Source organism: Ralstonia edaphi (assembly GCF_958350185.1).
GTDB classification, from domain to species: Bacteria; Pseudomonadota; Gammaproteobacteria; order Burkholderiales; family Burkholderiaceae; genus Ralstonia; species Ralstonia edaphi.
Genome location: NZ_CATWHI010000001.1, coordinates 827,199 through 848,865 on the forward strand (window position 1 = coordinate 827,199; position 21,667 = coordinate 848,865).

Genomic DNA, 21,667 nt, shown 5'->3' on the forward strand with positions numbered 1-21,667 from the left:
CGTGCCTTGGAGGATTTGCCCTGGGAGCGAATCCATCGGCTGCAGCGCTGTCGATGGACACACTATAAATGCGAATGATTCGCATTACAAGCATTTTCTTTACGAACTGTGGAAGGCCCCATCGGGAGCATGGTCACTCGCACAGGCAGGTGTTACACAGGCCCGATCGCGCGGGCGTAGCCGCTGGGGGCAAAGCGCAACGTCGTCACCATCGATGCGATCACGATGGCAATCAGCAGCGCCCACGGCAGTTGGAAACCGCCCGTCAGCTCGCGCAGCCAGCCGACTGCGTAGGGAATGATTCCCGTGATGATGAAACCGATGCCTTGCACGAACGCTGCGAGGTAACCGGCAGCGCGTGCGTCGGGCAGGTGGTCCAGCGTGAGCGTCAGGCACAGCGAGAACATCGAGCCGAGCCCACCGCCAATGAGGGCGACCCACAGCGTGGTGCCGGTTTGCGGCGCAAGCAGCAAGCCGACCATACCGATGAGCTGCATGACCAGCACGACCACCAACCACGGGCGCCGGTCGGGCCAGCGGCGCGCAAGCAGCGGTGCAGCCAATGCGCCAATCACCTGGAAGATCGTCATCAGGCCGATCAGGCTGCCTGCGTCCTGCGCGCTCCAGCCGAGTTGACGATAGAACATCGGCAGCCACGCGATCATGCTGGTGTAGCCGCCGTTGGCCGCGCCAAAGTAGATGGCCAGCAGCCATGCGCGCCGGTTGCCGAAGAAATTGAGCACAGGGCCGCGCTGCGCCGGTGCGGCGGCTTCACGCGGGCGAGCCGTCGCCCACAACACGAGGGCCACCAACGCCGGCAGCGCCCACACGCCGAGACCGGCATGCCAATCTGCGATGTGTGTAATGCGCGGGCTGAGCGTCGCCGCGATGCCGCCGCCGGCCATCAGCGAGGCGGAATACAAACCCAGCGCCATCGGCACACGCTGCGGAAACCATCGCTTGACGAGGCCGGGCACCAGCGCCTGGACAATCGCCACGCCCGTGCCGGCCAGCGCGGCGCTTGCGATCAGGGCCGCGCCCTGCCCGGCCCACAGTCGCCACAGGCACGCGCCCGCGATGGCCAGCAGGCTGCATGCCACACCGCGATGCTCGGGCAGCCAGCGCGCTAGCCAGGGCAGGAACAGGGCGACGCTGCCCATGCACAGCACGGGAATCACGGTCAGCAGCGAAGCGCCCTGCAAGCCGAGCCCGGTGCCCGCGCGAATTTCAGCCAGCAGCGGCCCGATGGTCGTGAGGATCGGCCGCAGGTTCATGCCAAGCGCAACCACGACCACCACGCCGAGCCAACCGGCATCAGCGCGCATCGACGGGGCTGCGGCTTGAGGTGACGCGCCGGCGGCGGTGCCCTGTGCGGCCACGTCGCTCACGCTTGATGTGCCTGCCATGCTTCGTAGAGGCCCTGCTCGCCTGTCGGCCGGCACGAACGCAGTTGCAACTCGCCGCACTCCGGTGCTCCGCGCATCTCGGCATACAGGGCAGCGGTCGACATGCCGAAGGGCTCGCCATCTTCGTTCGAATACGCGAAGTACGCCGTGCGAATGCCGCAGCGGTGCATCGCGGCAAAGCACATCGGGCACGGATGGCCGCTCGCGTACATCACCGCACCGCGCAAGTCCGGCGTGGCCAGCGCACGGCTTGCCTCGCGGATCGCCTGCATTTCGGCATGGGCGGTCGGGTCGTGGGTGGCGCGCACCTCGTTCACGGCACGGGCAACGATCTTGCCGTCGCGCACGAGCACCGCGCCAAACGGCAGCCCGCCGGCGTTGACGTTGCCGCGTGCCAGCTCCACCGCCTCACGCATGTACTGCTCATCGGACATCGAGGTTCTCCACAGACGAAATTGCGGGTCGATTATGGTTGCGCCCCTAAACATGTTCAAATTAAATAGTGAAATGATGTTCAGTGGATTTTCAAATGATTGATCTTCTCTTGCTGCGCAGCTTTGTCACGGTCGTGGATACCGGCAACTTCACCCGGGCGGCCGAGCATCTGCATCTGACGCAGTCGACGGTCAGCCAGCAGATCCTGCGGCTGGAGCAGCAATTGGACTGTCGCCTGCTCGACCGCAGCCAGCGCCAGGTGCTGCCCACCGAAGAAGGCGACCGCCTGCTCGGCTACGCCCGCCGCCTGCTGCGCCTGGCCAACGAAGCGAGCGAAGCGCTCAGCCCCGAGCACACCGGGGGCGTGCTGCGGCTGGGCGTGCCCGAAGACCTCGGCAGCGGCGCGCTGATGCCGCTCATCGCCAGCTTTGCGCGCGAGCGCCCCCGGCTGCGGCTGGAAGTGGAAAGCGGCCTCTCTCACCACCTCCTGCGTCTGTATCGCAACGGCGATCTCGACATGCTGCTCGTCAAGCAATGGGGCACTGACAGCGACTGCCATGCACGCTGGGCTGAGCCGGTCTGCTGGATCGACAGCGCCGAGCGGCCGCACACGCTGCCGCTCGGGCCATCGCAACCGTCCTTGCCGCTGGTGGTGTTTCCGGTGGGCGCGCTCTATCGGCAGGAGATGCTGCATGCGCTGGAATCGATCGGCCAGCCGTGGCGCATCACGTATTCGAGCCCGAGCCTGGCGAGCCTGTGTGCTGCCGTCAGCGCGGGGCTGGGCGTGAGCCTGCTGCCGGCCAGCACCGTGCAGGCCGGGCATCGCGTGCTCGGCGCTGCGGATGGTTTTCCGGAGATCGGCGGGCTGGAACTGGCGCTGTTTGCACGACCGGATCTCGACAGCGCGGGGCGTGCGCTGCGCGATCGTCTTGTCGAGATGTGCGCGGCGCGTGCGCAGGCGCTGCAGTCGGCTGCCGGCTGAACGCCGAGGCACCAAAGAAAAAGCCGGACCCGCTTGTCGCGAAGTCCGGCTTGGTACGGATACGGCTCAGTTCAGCTTCAGGCAGCTTCGGCCAGCGGCACGCGGATCAGATGATCGAACGCCGACAGTGCGGCCTTCGCGCCATCGCCGGTGGCGATGATGATCTGCTTGTACGGCGTCGTGGTCGCATCGCCTGCGGCAAACACGCCTTCCGCGCTGGTCTGGCCGCGTGCATCGACGACGATCTCGCCAAAGCGATTGCGCTCGACCGCACCGTCCAGCCATTCGGTGTTGGGCACCAGGCCGATCTGCACGAACACGCCTTCCAGCGCGACAGTGTGCTCAACGCCATCGACGCGGCTCTTGTAGCGCAGGCCATTGACCTTCTGGCCGTCACCGGTGATCTCGGTGGTCTGCGCGTTGGTGACGATCGTCGCATTCGGCAGGCTTTGCAGCTTGCGCACCAGCACGGCATCGGCCTTCAGCTCGCTGGCGAATTCCAGCAGCGTGACGTGGTTCACCAGGCCGGCCAGGTCGATGGCCGCTTCCACGCCCGAGTTGCCGCCGCCGATGACGGCCACGCGCTTGCCCTTGAACAGCGGGCCATCGCAGTGCGGGCAGTACGCCACGCCCTTGTTCTTGTACTCCTGCTCACCCGGCACGTTGACGTTGCGCCAACGCGCGCCGGTCGACAGGATGACCGAGCGGCCTTTGAGCACCGCGCCGTTGGCGAGCGTCACCTCGGCAAGGCCGCCCGGCTTGTCTGCCGGCGTGAGCTTGACCGCGCGCTGCGTATTCATGATGTCGACGTCGTACTGGCGCACGTGCTGCTCCAGCGCGGCGGCAAACTTCGGCCCTTCGGTCTCCTGCACGGAGATGAAGTTCTCGATGCCCAGCGTGTCGAGCACCTGGCCGCCAAAACGCTCGGCCACCACGCCGGTGCGCACGCCCTTGCGGGCCGCGTACACGGCAGCCGCCGCGCCGGCCGGGCCACCACCGACGATCAGCACATCGAACGCTTCCTTGGCGGCCAGCTTTTCAGCATCACGCGCGGCAGCGCCGGTGTCGATCTTGGCGAGAATTTCTTCCACGCCCATGCGGCCCGTGCCGAACGTCTCGCCGTTCAGGAACACGGTCGGCACGGCCATGATCTGGCGTGCCTCGATTTCGCCCTGATACAGCGCGCCGTCGATGGCGACGTGCTGGATGCGCGGGTTGATCACGGACATCACGTTCAGCGCCTGGACCACGTCCGGGCAGTTCTGGCACGTGAGCGACATGTAGGTCTCGAAGCGGAAATCCCCTTCGATATTGCGAATCTGCTCGATGACGTCGGCTTCGAGCTTGGGCGCATAGCCTCCCACTTGCAGCAGTGCCAGCACGAGCGAGGTGAACTCGTGGCCAGTCGGGATGGCGGCAAAACGCACGCTCACATCGGCGCCGGTGCGGCGGATCAGGAACGACGGTGCGCGCTCGGCGGCATCGCGTTGCTCGGTCAGCACGATCATGCTGGACTGCTCGGCCACGTCGCGCAGCAGGTCCATCATGTCGCGGGAGCCCTCGCTGTCATCGACGTTGGCGACCAGCTCAATGGGCTGCACGAGGCGTTCGAGGTAGGCCTTCAGTTGGGCCTTGACATCAGCATCCAGCATGACGACTTCCTTTATTCGTTTTGATTCAGTGACAGGGCGCGGCACATGCCTGCGCCCTTAAGCAAACGGCCGGCAGAGCCGGCCGTTTTTCACGCTGCATTTCTGCAGCAACAGCCTTGACTACTTAGATCTTGCCGACCAGGTCCAGCGACGGCTTGATGGTCTTCGCGCCTTCGTTCCACTTGGCCGGGCACACGTTGCCCGGGTTGTTGGCGACGAACTGGGCAGCCTTGAGCTTGCGCAGGGTTTCCTTCACGTCACGGGCGATGGCGTTGTCGTGCACTTCCATCGTCTTGATCACGCCTTGCGGGTCGATCACGAACGTGCCGCGCAGTGCCAGGCCTTCTTCCGGAATGTGCACGCCGAATGCGTTGGTCAGCGCGTGCGTCGGGTCACCCACCAGCGGGAACTGAGCCTTGCCCACGGCCGGCGACGTTTCGTGCCACACCTTGTGCGAGAAGTGCGTGTCGGTCGTGACGATGTAGACCTCGGCGCCAGCCTTCTGGAATTCAGCGTAGTTGTCCGCTGCGTCTTCCACTTCGGTCGGGCAGTTGAAGGTGAATGCGGCCGGCATGAAGATCAGCACGGACCACTTGCCCTTGAGCGACTCATCCGTGACTTCGATGAACTTGCCGTTGTGGAACGCTTGGGCCTTGAACGGTTGGACTTGAGTATTGATCAGCGACATAGTGGTTTTCGGTTGGGTTGCTTGGTTGACAACGGAGTGGATCGTATCGTCGATCAGTGCATTGCACAAGTTGATTGATATGATTTCGTCGATTGTTTTTTTCTATTGCGCGGCCAGCTCGGCCTTCGGAGCCTGAACCGGCCCATCTCCCAACGTGCGCCCGCACGCATAGACGAAATTACACAGCGCACCCGCAGGTTGCACACGCTGCACGTGCCACTGCCGCGCGTACATCACGTACAGCCCAGGCCGCGCCAGCAAAGACCCCCTGCCTTGTCAGCGTCTGTCTGACTGGCATAGGTCTTGCGCGAGGAGGTCGATCGCAACCCCCTCCGCCATGCATCGGCGCCTCCGCTGTTGATCAGCTGGACGGCCCGGCAGGCGAATTCCCTCGGGAGCATGACCTTGTCGCTGAACGTTCTCTTCGTCGCTTCTGAAGCTGTGCCGCTGGCCAAGACCGGTGGGCTCGGAGATATGGTTGGAGCGTGCGCGAGCGCGCTTCGGCGCGCCGGCATGAAAGTCACGGTGATGCTGCCGGGCTATCCCGACGCCATCGCCCAGCTGCAGCACACGCACACGGTGTGCGAATGGACCGACCTGCCTGGCGGCCGCGCGCGCCTCTTGAGCGGCCGCATGGGCGCACAGGGCATTCCGGTCCTGCTGTTCGACGCACCGGCCCTATTCGCGCGGCCGGGCAACCCATACCTGGACGACCACGGCGAGCCGTACGAAGACAACGCGCTGCGCTTTGCGGCATTCAGCCAGGCGGCTGCGCGCGTGGCCGGGGGCGTGCCGGGCGTGCATCGCGCTGACATCGTGCAGGCGCACGACTGGCACGCGGGGCTGGTGCCGCTGTTCGTCAAGCGGGCGCAGGTGCCGGTGAAAACGGTGTTTACCGTCCATAACCTTGCGTTCCAGGGCAATTTCCCGATGCACGTGGTGCCGGACATTGGCGTGCCGCCCGATGCGGCGCACGAAGCCGAGTTCTGGGGCCAGTTCAGCTTCCTGAAGGCGGGCCTGCTGTGGGCCGATCGCATCACCACCGTGAGCCACGCCTATGCGCGCGAAATCCTGTCCGAAGCGGCAGGTTGCGGCATGCAGGACCTGCTGCGCGCACGCCAGCAAGACTTGGTCGCCATCCTCAACGGCATCGACAACGATGTGTGGAACCCCTCGAAGGATCCGCTTCTGCCGCAGCCGTTTGTTGCTTCCAACCTGAGCGGCAAGCAAACCGCCAAGCGCGTCCTGCAGCAACGCTTCGGCCTGCCGGAAGACCCGAAGGCGCCGCTCCTGGCCGTGGGCAGCCGCTTGACGCATCAGAAGATGGCTGACGTGACCTTGCAGGCGCTGCCGCAGCTGCTCGAATCCAACCCGCAATTGCAGGTGGCCGTGCTCGGCTGCGGTGAACACGCATACGAGACCGGCATGGCCGAACTGGCGGCGCGCTATCCGCGCCAGGTGGCCGCGAAGATCGGCTACACCGAGGCCTATGCGCACCTGCTGCACGCCGGCGCCGACATCCTGCTGCATGGCAGCCGCTTCGAGCCGTGTGGCCTGACGCCGCTCTATTCGATGCGCTACGGCACGGTGCCGATCGCCTCGCGCGTGGGCGGCCTGATGGACACGATCACCGACCATGGCTCGCCCGAAGCGGCGCTGCACGGGGCCACAGGTTTCCTGTTTGACGGCGACACCGCCGACGCCATGGTCGCCGCCGTGGAGCGTGCGCTGCATGTCTTCGCCCAGCCGCAGGCGTGGCGCATCCTGCAATACAACGGCATGACGACCGACTTCGGCTGGTCGCAGCCGGCCCGCGAATACATCGCGCTGTACCGCAACCTGGTACCTGCTGCCACACCCATGCCCGCCGTTGCGCTTGCGCAGACGCCGGCCGCAACCGACGCGCTGCACACGCCCCGCCCCGAACAACCTGTGCGTACGCCGGCGCGGCGACGCTCGACGGCGCTGTCCGACGAGATCCGGGCGCACGCGGTGGCGCGCGCAGCCAGTGCCGAAAAAATCCGTGCCTGACCGCGCCTGACGCCCTGCCCCGCTTTCACGCATGCCCGAGACCAAGTCGCCCAAGCCCGCCTCTTCACGTAAAAACACGGCCGCACTGAAGGCGGCCAAGCCGCCCGGCAGCAAAGCCCAGTCGGTAGCGAAGCCGGCCGCCACGCCCACCGCAGCCCCGCCGGCCGCCGTCGAGCCTGCGTATGCGCCCGCCATCTGCTACGTCCATCCATTGCAGCTGGGCAGGCTCGACCGATGGGATGGCGTGCTCGATCGCATTGCCGCACTGGGTTTTGACCATGTGTTGATGGCGCCGCCGTTTGCCGTGGGTGCGGCCGGCAACGTCTTCGTCACGCGGGACCATGCGCAGCTGCATGCAGCGCTGGGCGGCGGGCCGGCCGACGCCGCGCTCGGCACGCTGGCCGAAGCCTGCCGCGCGCGCGGGCTGACGTTGTTGCTCGACCTCGTGATCGACCGCGTTGCCATCGATGCGCCGCTGCGTGCCGACCACCCCGACTGGTTCGCCAGCCACGCCGAAGACGGCGACGCGCTCGACCCGCGCCTGCCGCCGTCGCACCTCGAGGTGGCTTCGTTCCGCCACGACGACCCGCGCACCGCCGACGCCATCCTCACGTGGTGGACGCAGCAGCTGCGCAACTGGGCCGCATTGGGCATCGGCGGATTCCGCTGCGAAGCGCCGGGCCGCTTGCCTGCCGAACGTTGGCGCACGCTGATCGCCGACGTGCGCAAGGAGGCCGATGCCGTCCGCTTCCTGGCGTGGACGCCCGGCATGGACGGCGCGGCCATCGACGCACTGGCGGGCGCCGGCTTTGACGCGACGTTTTCGTCGCTGCGCTGGTGGGATTTCCGCGCCGGCTGGATGGTGGAAGAACACGCGCGCCTCGTCGCCGTCGCACCGCCCATCGCCACGGTGGAAGCGCCGTTCGGCACGCGCTACGGCCAGGCGTTTGGCGACGCGATGATCCGCGAACGGGCCTACCGCCGTCTCCTGCACGTGGCGGATACGCTCGATGCCGGCTGGCTGATGCCGCTGGGCTTCGAACGCGGCGCACTGCTGCCGATGCTGGCCGAGCGCGGTGACCCCTCCGACCAGCAATGGATCGACGCGCACGCCGCATTCGACCTGAGCGATGCAGTGCGTGATGTGAATGCGACCATCCGCGCCGCACGCCAGACGAATACCGTCGCGCCGCACGCCGAACTGCGCATGCTGACCGGCCCCGACGCGCCGGCCACCGCCCTCTTGCGCGCCGATGGCCCGGACCTGCGCGCAGGCGATGCCGCCACGCTGACGGTCATCAACCCCGACCTCTACATGGGCGTGTCGGTGCATGCCGACCACTTCCTGCCCGGCGTGGCCGGCGGCTTTACGCGCGGCGTGGCGCTCGATCTGCTGACGGAGCCCGTCGGCAGTTGCGACGACACGCTGCGTGCCAACGCCCGGCCCTTGGCCGAGATCGATCTGCTGCCCGGCGATGTGCAGGTCTGGCGCGTCTTCCGCAATGCCCCGGTGCGCGCTCCTGCGGCCGCCAAGCCCGCCAAGAGCCCGCGCGCCAAGGCCGGCGAAGCGAAGGACCCTGTCAACGCAGCCATTGCCGCGCCGCGCATCGGTATCGAACAGGTGCAGCCCTCCGTTGAAGACGGACGCTTTGCCGTCAAGCGCCTGGTGGGCGACGACATCGTGGTCGAGGCCGACGTGCTGATGGACGGGCACGACAAATTGGCCGTCCACCTGCTGTGGCGTGCACAGGATGAAGAGGCCTGGCAGCACGTGCCGATGGTGGCCCTGGGCAACGATCGCTGGCGCGGCGCATTCCGGCCGGAACGGCTGGGGCGGCACCTGTACGCCGTTGCTGCGTGGCGCGATGCCTTCGGCACCTATCGGTCTGAGCTGGAGAAGAAGCATACGGCCGGCGTTGACGTGACGCTGGAGCTGGAAGAAGGCGCACGGCTGGTCGCACAGGCAGCCGAGCACGCCCCGCAGGACGCAGCCGCCGAGGCGCTGCACAAGCTGGCCCGACTGCTGGCGGATGCCGATCACGCGCACCGTCTCAAGCTGCTGCTGGACCCGGTGACCGCACAGGTGATGGCGCAGGCCTCGCACTACCGGCCCTTCTATGTCGAAAGCGTGGCGTACCCGCTCGACGTGGAACGTGCTGGCGCAGCGTTCGCGAGCTGGTACGAACTGTTTCCGCGTTCCGCGTCGGATGACGAACAGCGGCACGGCACCTTCGACGATGTGATCCGCCGCCTGGGCGCCATCCGCGGCATGGGCTTCGACGTGCTGTACTTCCCGCCCATCCACCCCATCGGGCGCACCAACCGCAAGGGACGCAACAACAGCCTGCGCGCGGAGCCCGACGACCCGGGCAGCCCATACGCGATCGGCGCTGCCGAAGGCGGGCACGACGCCATCCATCCGCAGCTCGGTACGCTCGAAGACTTCCGCCGCCTGATGCGCGCGGCGCGTGAGAAGGGCCTGGAGCTGGCGCTGGACTTCGCCATTCAATGCTCACCCGATCACCCTTGGCTGCGCGAGCACCCCGGCTGGTTTGCATGGCGCCCCGACGGCAGCATCAAATACGCCGAGAACCCGCCCAAGAAGTACGAAGACATCGTCAACGTCGACTTCTATGCCGACGACGCCAAGCCCGGCCTGTGGACGGCGCTGCGCGACGTGGTGATGTTCTGGGCAGACGAAGGCGTGCGCCTGTTCCGCGTCGATAACCCGCACACCAAGCCGCTGCCGTTCTGGGAATGGATGATCGGCGAGGTGCGCGCGCGCTATCCGGATACGGTGTTCCTGTCGGAAGCCTTTACGCGGCCCAAGGTGATGTACCGGCTGGCGAAGGTCGGCTTCTCGCAGTCGTACACGTACTTCACGTGGCGGCACACCAAGCAGGAATTCATCGATTACCTGACCGAGCTGACGCGCACGCCGGTGCGTGAATATTTCCGCCCGCACTTCTTCGTCAACACGCCCGACATCAACCCGGTGTTCCTGCAGACGTCGGGCAGGCCGGGCTTCCTGATTCGTGCGGCGCTGGCGGCCACGCTGTCGGGCCTGTGGGGCGTCTATAACGGCTTCGAGCTGTGCGAAGGCGCCGCGGTGCCCGGCAAGGAGGAGTACCTCGACTCCGAGAAATACCAGTTGCGTGCGTGGGACCACAACCGCCCCGGCAACATCGTCAAGGAAATCGCCCTGCTCAATCGCATCCGGCGGGCCAACCCGGCGCTGCACTCGCATCTGGGCGTGACGTTCCAGCCGGCCTCGGGCGACCAGATCCTGTTCTTCAGCAAATCGACGCCGCCCGTGCTGCCGGCGCGGTTGGAAACCTCGCAGGCCGAACTGGCCAACGCCCTGTCGCCGGACCGCTTTGGTGACAACACGGTGTTCGTCGCCATCAACCTCGACCCGCACCACGCGCACGAATCCGACATCGAACTGCCACTGTGGCAATGGGGCCTGCCCGACCACGGCGCGCTGATGGCCGAGAACCTGGTCAACGGCCAGCGCACGGTCTGGCGCGGCAAGTGGCAGCACATCCGCCTTGAACCCGAGCAGCCGTTTGCCATCTGGCGCGTGCGCCCGGCCCTGCCTTCGGAGGAAAACCCGTCATGACGCGCAATCCGACCGCGCTGCTGGTGGACGACGCGCTCTGGTACAAGGACGCCGTCATCTATCAGCTGCATGTCAAATCGTTCTGCGATTCCGACAACGACGGCGTCGGCGACTTCCCCGGTTTGATCTCCAAGCTCGACTACATCGCCGAGCTGGGCGTGGACGTCATCTGGCTGCTGCCGTTCTATCCGTCGCCGCGCCGTGACGACGGCTACGACATCGCCGAATACCGCGGCGTCCACCCTGATTACGGCACCATGGCCGACGTGCGCCGCTTCATTGCCGAAGCGCATGCGCGGGGCCTGCGCGTGATCACGGAACTGGTCATCAACCACACGTCGGATCAGCACCCGTGGTTCCAGCGTGCGCGGCGCGCCAAGCCGGGTTCTGCGCTGCGCGACTTCTACGTGTGGTCCGACAACGACAAGAAGTACGCCGGCACGCGCATCATCTTCATCGACACCGAGCCCTCCAACTGGACGTGGGACCCGGTCGCCAATGCGTACTACTGGCACCGTTTCTACTCGCACCAGCCCGATCTCAACTTCGACAACCCGCGCGTGCTCAAGGCCGTGATCGGCGTGATGAAGTTCTGGCTGAACCTGGGCGTGGATGGTCTGCGGCTCGATGCCGTACCGTATCTCGTGGAACGCGAAGGCACGTCGAACGAGAACCTGCCCGAGACGCACGAAGTCCTGCGCAAGATTCGCGCGGCCATGGACGGCGAATTCAAGAACCGCCTCCTGCTGGCCGAGGCCAACCAGTGGCCGGAAGACACGCAGGAATACTTCGGTGCCGGCGACGAGTGCCACATGGCGTTCCACTTCCCGCTGATGCCGCGCATGTACATGGCGATCGCGCGTGAAGACCGTTTCCCGATCACCGACATCATGCGTCAGACGCCGGAGGTGCCGCCCGGCTGCCAATGGGCCATCTTCCTGCGCAATCACGACGAATTGACGCTCGAAATGGTGACCGACGCCGAGCGCGACTACCTCTGGGAGGTCTACGCCAGCGACCGCCGTGCGCGCCTGAATCTGGGCATCCGACGCCGGCTCGCACCGCTGCTCGAACGCGACCGCCGCCGCGTCGAGCTGATGAACAGCCTGCTGTTCTCCATGCCCGGCACGCCCGTCATGTACTACGGCGACGAAATCGGCATGGGCGACAACATCCACCTGGGCGACCGCGACGGCGTGCGCACGCCGATGCAGTGGTCCCCCGACCGCAACGGCGGCTTCTCGCGCGCCGACCCCGAACAGCTCGTGCTGCCCGCCATCATGGGCTCGCTGTACGGCTATGAATCGGTGAATGTGGAAGCGCAGAGCCGCGACGCACATTCGCTGCTGAACTGGACACGCCGGCTGCTGGCCACGCGCAAGCGGCATCGCGTGTTCGGCCGGGGTTCCATCCAGTTCCTGCAGCCGTCCAACCGCAAGGTGCTGGCGTATATCCGCGCGCTGGAAGGCGAGGCGCCCATCCTCTGCGTGGCCAATCTCTCCCGCGCCTCGCAGGCTGTGGAGCTGGACTTGTCCGCCTTTGCGCAGCGCGTGCCGGTGGAACTGATCGGCGGGACGGCGTTTCCGCCCATCGGGCAGTTGTCGTATCTGCTCACGCTGCCGCCGTACGCCTTCTATTGGCTGGAGCTGCGCGAGAACGAGCCGGGGCCGACCTGGGCGCAACCGGCCGCCGAGCAGCTGCCCGAGTTCACGACGCTCGTGCTGCGCGCGGGGCTCGATGCCCTGGCCGACACGCGGCAGCGCGAGGCGCACCGCCAGTTGATCGAACGCGAAATCCTGCCGACGTATCTGCCGAAGCGCCGCTGGTTTGCCGCCAAGGACAGCGTGCTGCGCGGCGCGAAGTTTGCATGGGGCGCGACCGTGCCTGTAGATGCGGCATCCACCAATCGCCCGCTGGCCGGAGCAACGCGGCCCGAGGTGTTCTTCAACGAAGTGGCCGTCACACTGGGCAGCCCCGACGGCACCGAGCGCGTCGAGCGCTACCTGCTGCCGCTTTCCATCGCCTGGGAATCGTCCACGCTGCCGGCACTGCCCATTCAGCTGGCGCTGGCGCGCGTGCGGCGCGGCCGCCATGTCGGCTACCTGACCGACGCCTTCACCACCGAGACCTTCGCCCGCGCGCTGCTCACCAACCTCGTGCGCGGTACCACATTGGAGGCCAATGACGGCACCGTGCGGTTCGAGCCCGAGCCGCACATCGCAGAACTGGCAGAGCCCGCTGTGTCGCCCGAAGCCGGCAGCACACGGCCTGCGCCGCTGCCGCTGGCGCCCGACACGCCCATCCAGTGGCTCGCGGCCGAACAATCCAACAGCTCGCTGGTGATTGGCGAGTCTGTCATCGTCAAGCTCATCCGGCGTATCGCAGCGGGCGTCCACCCCGAGGTGGAGATGACGCGCCACCTCACGCGCGTGGGCTATGCCAACACAGCGGCGCTGATCGGCGAGGTTTCTCACCACGCTGCCGACGGCGAACGTTCGACGCTGGCGGTCATGCAGAGCTTTGTGCCCAACCAGGGCGATGCCTGGACATGGGCGCTGGACTACCTGCGGCGCACCATCGACGAACTGGCCGTGCAGATGGAAGGCGTGACCACGGGCGATGGTGAATCGTCTCCGGTGGCCGTCTCGGAAGCGCGCGTGGATACCGACGAGGCGCTGGCCGGCTACGTCAACTTCATCGGCGTGATCGGCACGCGGCTGGGCGAACTGCATGCCGCACTGGCGGCGCCCACCGAAGACCCGAACTTCGGTGCGCGCATTGCCGACACTGACGATGCCGCCTACTGGATCGCCCGCGTGAGCGAACAGCTGACCCGCGCGCACGACAACCTCATGGCTTGGCAACAGCAAAACCCCGACAGCCCGCGGCAACCCGACGTGCAATGGCTGCTGTCGCAACACCAGTCGCTGCTCGACGCCGCGCGCGCGCATGCCGAAGACGGCCTGGGCGCCACGCTGTCGCGCATCCATGGTGATTTCCACCTCGGCCAGGTGCTGGTGGCGCAGGGCGATGCCTTCCTGATCGACTTTGAAGGCGAGCCGTCGCGCCCTGTGGAAGAACGCCGGCGCAAGACGAGCCCGCTGCGCGACGTCGCCGGGCTGATGCGCTCGCTCGACTACGTGGTGGGCGCCATGCGGCAAGGCCCCGAGCACGTGGCCGGGCCCGCGCAGGAGCGCCGCAACGTCCTGCTGGAGCGCTTCCGCGCTGCGTCCACCGAGCGCTTCCTGGAGGCGTACGCCGCTGCCATTCGCGGGCCCGATCTGAACGCGCTCGATCAGCCCGTGATCGATCTGCACCTGCTCGATCTTTTCCTGCTGGAAAAGGCCGCGTACGAGGTCAACTACGAAGCATCCAACCGTCCGACCTGGCTGCCCATTCCGCTGGAAGGCTTCACGCGGGTGGCACGTCGCCTGCTGCATGCAGAGCCACCACCGCCCGCTGCGGAAGACTCGACCGGAGGCCCACCGTGACCGCGCTCGACTTTGCCACCCCAACCAAGACCGCCACCGAACCCGAGGCGCCGATCGTGCCGCCACCGGGCGTCGACCAGATGCGCGTCGATGCGCTCACGCATGGCCGCCTGGGTGATCCATTCGCCGTGCTGGGCCCGCATCGCCTGGACACCGAGGACGGCGCGCGCTGGGTCGTGCGCGCTTTCTACCCGGGCGCGCGCCGCGTGCAGGCCATCGACTCGCGCGGCCAGATCATCACGGAGATGACGCAGGTCGGGCGTACGGGGCTGTTCCACGGGCCACTGCGCGCCGATGCGCAGGACGTGTATGGCCACCCGGAGCTGTATCGCCTGCGCATCATCTGGCCTGCGGGCACCGGCCATGAAGCCGTGCAGGAAACCGAAGACCCATACGCCTTTGGGCTGCTGCTGGGCGATCTGGACCTGCATCTGCTGAACGAGGGCACGCACTGGGCGCTCGCAAGCTGCCTGGGCGCGCAGGCGATGCGCATCGACGGCATCAGCGGCGTGCGCTTTGCGGTGTGGGCACCGAATGCGCAGCGTGTGTCGGTGGTGGGCGAGTTCAACCAGTGGGACGGCCGTCGCCACCCCATGCGCCTGCGCCATCAGGCCGGTGTGTGGGAACTGTTTTTGCCCAGCGGCCTGGGCGTCGGCCCCGGCGCGCGCTACAAGTTCGAACTGATCGGCGCCGACGGCCGGCTGATGGTCAAGGCCGACCCCGCCGCCCGCCAGACCGAACCGCCGCCCGCCACCGCCTCGGTGGTGGCCGACCCGGCGCCGCTGCGCTGGAACGACGACGCGTGGATGCAAACGCGCGCCGAACGCCAAAAACCCGACGCGCCCATCAGCATCTATGAAGTGCATGCCGGCTCGTGGCTGCGCGATCTGGAAGACGGCGGCCGCAACCTGCAATGGGATGAACTGGCCGACCGGCTGATTCCGTACGTCACGGCGCTTGGCTTCACGCACATTGAACTGCTGCCGGTGGCGGAGCATCCGTTTGGCGGCAGTTGGGGCTATCAGCCGCTGGGGCTGTTTGCGCCCTCTGCGCGCTTTGGGGCGCCGGAGGCGTTTGCGCGCTTTGTGGACCGCTGCCACCAGGCTGGCCTGGGCGTCATCGTCGACTGGGTGCCCGCGCACTTCCCGACCGACGCGCACGGGCTGGCGCAATTTGACGGCACCGCGCTGTACGAACACCAGGACCCGCGCGAAGGTTTCCATCAGGACTGGAACACGCTCATCTACAACTTCGGCCGCAACGAAGTGCGCGGCTTTTTGATCGCCAGCGGGCTGGAGTGGCTGGAGCGCTTCCATATCGACGGCCTGCGCGTGGATGCCGTGGCGTCGATGCTCTATCGCGACTACTCGCGCCGCGCCGGCGAATGGGTGCCCAACCGCTACGGCGGCCGCGAAAACCTGGAGGCCGTCGCGTTCATCCAGCAGATGAACACGGTCGTGCACGAACGCTGCCCCGGCGCCATCACCATCGCCGAAGAATCGACCGCCTGGCCCGGCGTGACCGCGCCCGTGGAATTCAACGGCCTGGGCTTCGACTACAAGTGGAACATGGGCTGGATGCACGACACGCTGCACTACATGCAGCGCGACCCGGTGTACCGCCAGCACCATCACGACGGCATGACGTTCGGGCTGGTGTACGCGTTCTCCGAGCACTTCATCCTGCCGATCTCGCACGACGAGGTGGTCCACGGCAAGGGCTCGCTGCTGGGCAAGATGCCCGGCGATGAATGGCAACGGCTGGCGAACCTGCGCGCCTATCTCGCGTTCATGTGGACGCACCCGGGCAAGAAGCTGCTGTTCATGGGCAGCGAGTTCGGGCAGGTGGGCGAATGGAACCACGATGCCTCGCCCGAATGGCACCTGCTGGACGACCCGCGGCACCGTGGCGTGCAGCGGCTGGTGCATGACCTGAACGCGCTGTACCGGAATGAACCGTCATTGCATGCGCGGGACACGGCGCCCGAGGGGTTTAACTGGGTGATTGGCGACGACCGCACCAACAGCGTGTTTGCGTTCCTGCGGCTGGATGGCGAAGGGCGGCCGATGCTGGTGGTGGCGAACATGACGCCGGTGCCGCGGGAGGGGTATCGCATTGGCGTGCCGCCGGCGGACGGGGCCACGCACTGGCGGGAGGTGCTGAACACGGATGCTGCCGTGTATGGCGGCAGCGATTTCGGGAACGGCGGGGCGGTGGATGTGGACCACGTGGCCGCGCATGGGCAGGGGCAGTCGTTGGTGTTGAGGCTGCCGCCGTTGGGGGTTGTGGTTTTGAAGGTTTGATTTTTGTTTTGGGTTTTTGTTTTGGTGTTGGTGGTTTGCCTTTCTTTCATCCCCTGCCGGGGCTGACTCACTTTCTTTGTCTTGCCAAAGAAAGTAAGCAAAGAAAGGCGCGCCCGAGATGGCGAAAGACTCCTTGAATTTATGTCGCAGAGAGGGGAAGGGAAAAACTCGCTTCGCTCAGACAGTTTCCCTTCCTTTTTCCTCTCTGCAACAGAAATTCAAGGCGCCATCTAGGGCAGGGTACGGCTACACCGTCGTGGCACTAGCGTTGGCGTGGGAGCACGCGGCTTCGTGCGCCATGTTCTTGCTGTGACTGGGGGTTCTGCAGTTCAACTTCGAAGTTCAGAACGCGTACATCGAAGTTGTGAACGGGTGCTTTGGAGTTGAGAGACTTCGACTTTGAGGTTCTGAACCTGGACTTTGAGGTTCTGAACTCGGACTTTGAGGTTCTGAACCTCAGCTTTGCGGTTCGGAGACTTCGACATCAAGGTTCTGAACGCCGACGTTGAAGTACTCGAACGCCAACGTTGAGGTTCTGAACTTCATCGTTGAGGTTCCGAACGCCAACGTTGACGTTCAGAAACCCAATCCCGGGGCTTTGAGCCTCGACAGAAAGAAGCACCCAGCGCCACGGGCGGTGCCGAGCCGGTTTGGCCGTCCCTGCCCTAGATGGCGCCTTGAATTTTCGTAAGCGGGCGGAAAAAAGAACGGGAACTGTCTGAGCGCAGCGAGTTTTCCCGTTCTCCGCCCGCTTACGAAAATTCAAGGAGGGGGTCGCCATCTCGGGCGCGCCTTTCTTTTGCTTACTTTTCTTTGGCAAGACAAAGAAAAGTAAGTCGTGCCCGGCAGGGTACGAAACAAGGATGCACCACCAAGCCAAAAAGACGCACAACGAAACAGCCTCTAATGCTCCGCTTCCCCAAAACCCTCTCCCCCGGCAAACCCTTCCCCCTAGGCGCCCAATGGGACGGCCTGGGCATCAACTTCGCCGTCTTCTCGGCCAACGCCAGCAAGATCGAACTCTGCATCTTCGACCCCACCGGCCGAAAGGAACTGACCCGCTTCGCCCTGCCCGAATGCACCGATGAGGTCTGGCACGGCTACCTGCCCGGTGTGGAAGCCGGCCTCGTCTACGGCTACCGTGCCTACGGCCCGTGGGAGCCGCAGCACGGCCATCGCTTCAACCCGCACAAGCTGCTGCTCGACCCTTACGCCCGCCGGCTGGTGGGCTCGCTGCGCTGGTCCGATGCGCTGTTCGGCTATCGGCTCAATTCCAACCGTGGGGACCTTTCGTTCGACCGCCGCGACAGCGCCCCCGCCATGCCCAAGGCCGTCGTCACCGATGAGTCGTTCAACTGGGGCAACGATGTCCGCCCGAACACGCCGTGGTCGCGCACGGTCATCTATGAGGGCCACGTGCGGGGGATGTCGATGCTGCGCGAAGACCTGCTGCCCCCCGAGCGCGGCACGTTCAGCGCGCTCGGCGATAGCGTCTTCATTGACCACCTGCAGCGGCTGGGCATCACCGCCATCGAACTGCTGCCCATTCATGCCTTCCTGCAGGACCAGTTTCTGGTCGAGCGCGGCCTGCGCAACTACTGGGGCTACAACACGCTGTGCTTCTTTGCGCCCGAGCCGTCGTACCTGTCGGCGCCATCGCTGCATGAGCTGAAGGTGGCGATCCGGCGGCTGCATGCGGCGGGCATCGAGGTGTTGCTCGACGTGGTCTACAACCACACGTGCGAAGGCAGCGAGCTGGGGCCGACGCTGTCGTTCCGCGGGCTGGACAACGCGAGCTATTACCGCCTCGTGCCGGGCCAGGAGCGTTACTACATCAACGACACGGGCTGCGGCAACACGCTCAACCTGTCGCACCCGCGCGTGCTGCAGATGGTGATGGATTCGCTGCGCTACTGGGTCAACGCATTCCACGTGGACGGCTTCCGCTTTGACCTGGGCGTCACGCTCGGGCGCGAGGGTAACGGCTTCGATCAGGGCTCGGGCTTCTTCGATGCCATACGGCAAGACCCCGTGCTTTCCACCGTCAAGCTGATCTCCGAACCTTGGGACGTGGGCCCTGACGGCTACCAGGTCGGCAACCACCCGCCCGGTTTTGCGGAATGGAACGACCGCTTTCGTGATGGCATCCGCCGCTTCTGGCGCGGTGACTCGGGCCAGCGGCCCGACCTCGCCGCGCGCCTGACGGGCAGTGGCGACTTGTTCGACCGCCGTCACCGCCGGCCTTGGGCATCGATCAACTACGTGGCCTCGCATGACGGTTTCACGCTGCACGACTTGGTCAGTTACGCCGACAAGCACAACGATGCCAACGGCGAAGACAACCGCGACGGCCACAACGACAACTGCAGCGCCAACTGGGGCACCGAGGGCCCCACCCAGGACCCCGCCATCCAGGCCCTGCGCGAACGCGTGACGCGTGCGCTGCTGGCGACGGTGTTCTTCTCGAATGGCACGCCGATGCTACTGGCGGGCGATGAATTCGGCCGCACGCAAGACGGCAACAACAACGCCTATTGCCAAGACAACGCCCTGTCGTGGCTCGACTGGTCATTGCTGCAGAAAGACCCCGGGCAGGCGCTCGCGCGCTATACGGCGCGGCTGATCGCGCTGCGCAAGGCAAGCCCCGCGCTGCGCTGGCCGCATTACGTGCACGGCAACACCGAGATCCTGCCGGGCGTGCCGGACATCGCCTGGTTCGATGAGCGCGGCCAGGTACTCTCGCCCGACGCATGGAACGACAGCGAGGCGCGGGCGTTGGCGGTGCGCCGCGCCTGCATCGAGACCGTCGACGCGGAGGCACGCCCGCATGTGGCTCTGCTGCTCATCAACGGTGCGGCGACGGACCTGACCTTCACGCTGCCCGAGCCGGCCATGGACTGGCTGCTCGCCATCGATAGCGCAGCGCCCGACGAAGACGCTCGGCCGCACAGCGACGGCACGCTGAAAGTAGCGGGGCGCAGCGTTGTGCTGCTGCTGGCCACGCAGCTCGCCACGATCGCGCAGATTGCCGGGCAGCCGGACGCAGACGCCAGCGGCGAAACCCTCGGGCAGGTTCCCGATACACAAAACGCACCACAGAGCGCACCACAGAACGACACGCCCGAACAACCTGCGACCGACGACGAGCGCGCCGCACCGACCGCCGGCCAAGCAGCCAGCGATGACAATGGAGACGCCACGCGATGACCGCACCCGCCCCCCGGTTTGCACACGACATGCCGTTCGGCGCCACCGTCCTGGCTGATGGCAACACCCGCTTCCGGCTGTGGGCACCGGACGCGACCGCCGCCTGGATCGACCTCGACGATGCGCGGGGCGACGGAGCCATCCGCATGGATGCCGAACCCGACGGCTGGTACGCAGCGGTCGCCCCCGTGAGTGCCGGCACGTGCTATCGGTACCGCATCACCAACCGCGACGGCGTGACGCTGTCGGTGCCAGACCCGGCCGCACGCGCGCAATGGCAGGACATTCCCGGCCCGAGCCTCGTCGTCGATCCGCAGCGCTACCGCTGGCAGCACGCCGATTGGCAGGGGCGGCCCTGGCACGAGACGGTGCTGTACGAACTGCACGTCGGCGCGCTGGGCGGCTTCAAGGGGGTGCGGGGGCGGCTGCCGGAACTGGCACGGCTGGGCATCACGGCAATCGAGCTGATGCCGGTGGCGGAGTTTCCGGGCGCGCGCAACTGGGGCTATGACGGCGTACTGCCCTTTGCGCCTGACGCCAGCTACGGCACGCCGGACGACCTCAAGGCGTTGATCGACACCGCGCACGGGCTCGGCATGATGGTGTTTCTCGATGTGGTCTACAACCACTTCGGGCCCGACGGCAACTACCTGCACCACTACGCGCGCAGCTTCTTCCGCGACGATGTGCATACGCCCTGGGGCGCCGCCATCGATTTCCGCATGCCGCAGGTGCGCGAGTTCTTTATCCAGAACGCGTTGATGTGGCTGATGGAATATCGCTTTGACGGCCTGCGGCTCGACGCCGTGCACGCCATCACCGAGCGCGATTGGCTGGGCGAACTCGCCGCCCGCGTACGGCTGTCGGCCGAGCCTGGCCGGCATGTGCATCTGGTGCTGGAGAACGAGCAGAACGCCGCGTCGCTGCTGCGCGATGGCGATACCCATGGCGACTTCGATGCGCAGTGGAACGACGACGGCCACAACGTGCTGCACGTGCTGCTGACCGGCGAACGTGAAGCGTATTACGCCGCCTATGCGGACGCGCCCGCGCAGCGCCTGGCGCGCGTGCTGCAGGACGGCTTCTGCTACCAGGGCGAGCCGTCGCCCATCCACGAAAACGCGCCGCGCGGTGAGCCGAGCGCGCACTTGCCGCCCACCGCGTTCGTCCTGTTCCTGCAGAACCACGACCAGATCGGCAACCGCGCCTTTGGCGAACGGCTGACGCAGCTCGCGCACCCCGATGCGTTGCACGCCGCGCAGGTGCTGTTGCTGCTGAGCCCGCAGATTCCGATGCTGTTCATGGGTGAGGAATGGGGCAGCACATGCCCGTTCCAGTACTTCACCAGCCACCACGGCATGCTGGCCGAAGCCGTGCGGGAAGGCCGGCGCAGGGAGTTTGCGAAGTTCGCGGCATTTGCCGACCCGCACCAGCGCGAGCGCATCCCCGACCCGAACGATGAAATCACCTACCTCGCCTCCTGCCCCGGCGAGGCCAACCTGGCCGAACCGGGACAACTCAACACACTGAACCGCATGCACCGCCTGCTGGCGCTGCGTCACGCAGAGATCATCCCGCGGCTGCCCAATGCACGCGCGCTCGATGCGGTTGCACTGGGCCACGCCGGCGCCCTGGCCCGCTGGCGCATGGGCGATGGCAGCGTGCTCACCATGATGGTGAATCTGTCCGATCAAGCCGTGGCGGTGCCTACGGTGCTGGCCGGCAGCCCTGCCGATCTGCTGCACGAATCACGCGAGGGCGCCGCCGCCGCGCTCATCGCGCATCGCCTGCCGGGGCGCGCCTGCGTGGCCTTACTGCACACGCCGTCGTCCACCTGACATCGGACAACC

At 66.3% G+C, this 21,667-nt stretch carries 11 protein-coding genes; 7 read left to right on the top strand and 4 right to left on the bottom strand.

What is annotated here, in order from left to right; genetic code table 11:
• Positions 1–152: 152 nt before the first annotated feature.
• Positions 153–1,406, bottom strand: coding sequence for a CynX/NimT family MFS transporter (locus R2669_RS03665; RefSeq protein ID WP_316898617.1), 1,254 nt, complete (start codon positions 1,404–1,406; stop codon positions 153–155).
• Positions 1,385–1,840 (bottom strand): nucleoside deaminase, encoded by a 456-nt coding sequence (locus R2669_RS03670; RefSeq protein ID WP_316891514.1) that lies wholly within the window; start codon positions 1,838–1,840, stop codon positions 1,385–1,387. The genes R2669_RS03665 and R2669_RS03670 overlap by 22 nt, the downstream gene beginning before the upstream one ends.
• A 95-nt stretch (positions 1,841–1,935) precedes the next feature.
• On the opposite strand from R2669_RS03670, the gene R2669_RS03675 reads away from it, so the two are divergent.
• Positions 1,936–2,823: a LysR family transcriptional regulator gene (locus tag R2669_RS03675; RefSeq protein ID WP_316898619.1), complete on the top strand. Its 888-nt coding sequence runs from the start codon at positions 1,936–1,938 to the stop codon at positions 2,821–2,823.
• Positions 2,824–2,900: 77 nt separating this feature from the next.
• Here the strand turns inward: R2669_RS03675 and ahpF are convergent, their stop codons facing one another.
• Positions 2,901–4,475: an alkyl hydroperoxide reductase subunit F gene (gene ahpF, locus R2669_RS03680; RefSeq protein ID WP_316898621.1), complete on the bottom strand. Its 1,575-nt coding sequence runs from the start codon at positions 4,473–4,475 to the stop codon at positions 2,901–2,903.
• Positions 4,476–4,599: 124 nt separating this feature from the next.
• Positions 4,600–5,163, bottom strand: coding sequence for an alkyl hydroperoxide reductase subunit C (ahpC, locus tag R2669_RS03685; protein WP_004627987.1), 564 nt, complete (start codon positions 5,161–5,163; stop codon positions 4,600–4,602).
• Positions 5,164–5,562: 399 nt separating this feature from the next.
• On the opposite strand from ahpC, the gene glgA reads away from it, so the two are divergent.
• From glgA to treZ, 6 genes are all read left to right on the top strand, one after another.
• A complete protein-coding gene (gene glgA / locus R2669_RS03690) occupies positions 5,563–7,194 on the top strand; it encodes a glycogen synthase GlgA (RefSeq protein WP_316876954.1) in 1,632 nt (543 codons plus the stop codon).
• 31 nt (positions 7,195–7,225) lie between these two features.
• Complete coding sequence (locus tag R2669_RS03695) at positions 7,226–10,816, top strand: maltotransferase domain-containing protein (protein WP_316898622.1); 3,591 nt, start codon at positions 7,226–7,228, stop codon at positions 10,814–10,816.
• On the top strand, positions 10,813–14,307 hold the full coding sequence (gene treS / locus R2669_RS03700) for a maltose alpha-D-glucosyltransferase (protein ID WP_316898623.1): 3,495 nt from the start codon (positions 10,813–10,815) through the stop codon (positions 14,305–14,307). Before R2669_RS03695 ends, treS begins: the two co-directional genes overlap by 4 nt.
• Positions 14,304–16,610: a 1,4-alpha-glucan branching protein GlgB gene (gene glgB / locus R2669_RS03705; RefSeq protein ID WP_316898625.1), complete on the top strand. Its 2,307-nt coding sequence runs from the start codon at positions 14,304–14,306 to the stop codon at positions 16,608–16,610. Before treS ends, glgB begins: the two co-directional genes overlap by 4 nt.
• A gap of 906 nt (positions 16,611–17,516) precedes the next feature.
• The gene (gene glgX / locus R2669_RS03710; protein ID WP_316898627.1) at positions 17,517–19,817 is read left to right on the top strand and encodes a glycogen debranching protein GlgX; all 2,301 of its coding nucleotides are present in this window, start codon (positions 17,517–17,519) and stop codon (positions 19,815–19,817) included.
• The gene (gene treZ, locus R2669_RS03715; protein WP_316898629.1) at positions 19,814–21,655 is read left to right on the top strand and encodes a malto-oligosyltrehalose trehalohydrolase; all 1,842 of its coding nucleotides are present in this window, start codon (positions 19,814–19,816) and stop codon (positions 21,653–21,655) included. The genes glgX and treZ overlap by 4 nt, the downstream gene beginning before the upstream one ends.
• Positions 21,656–21,667 lie beyond the last annotated feature (12 nt).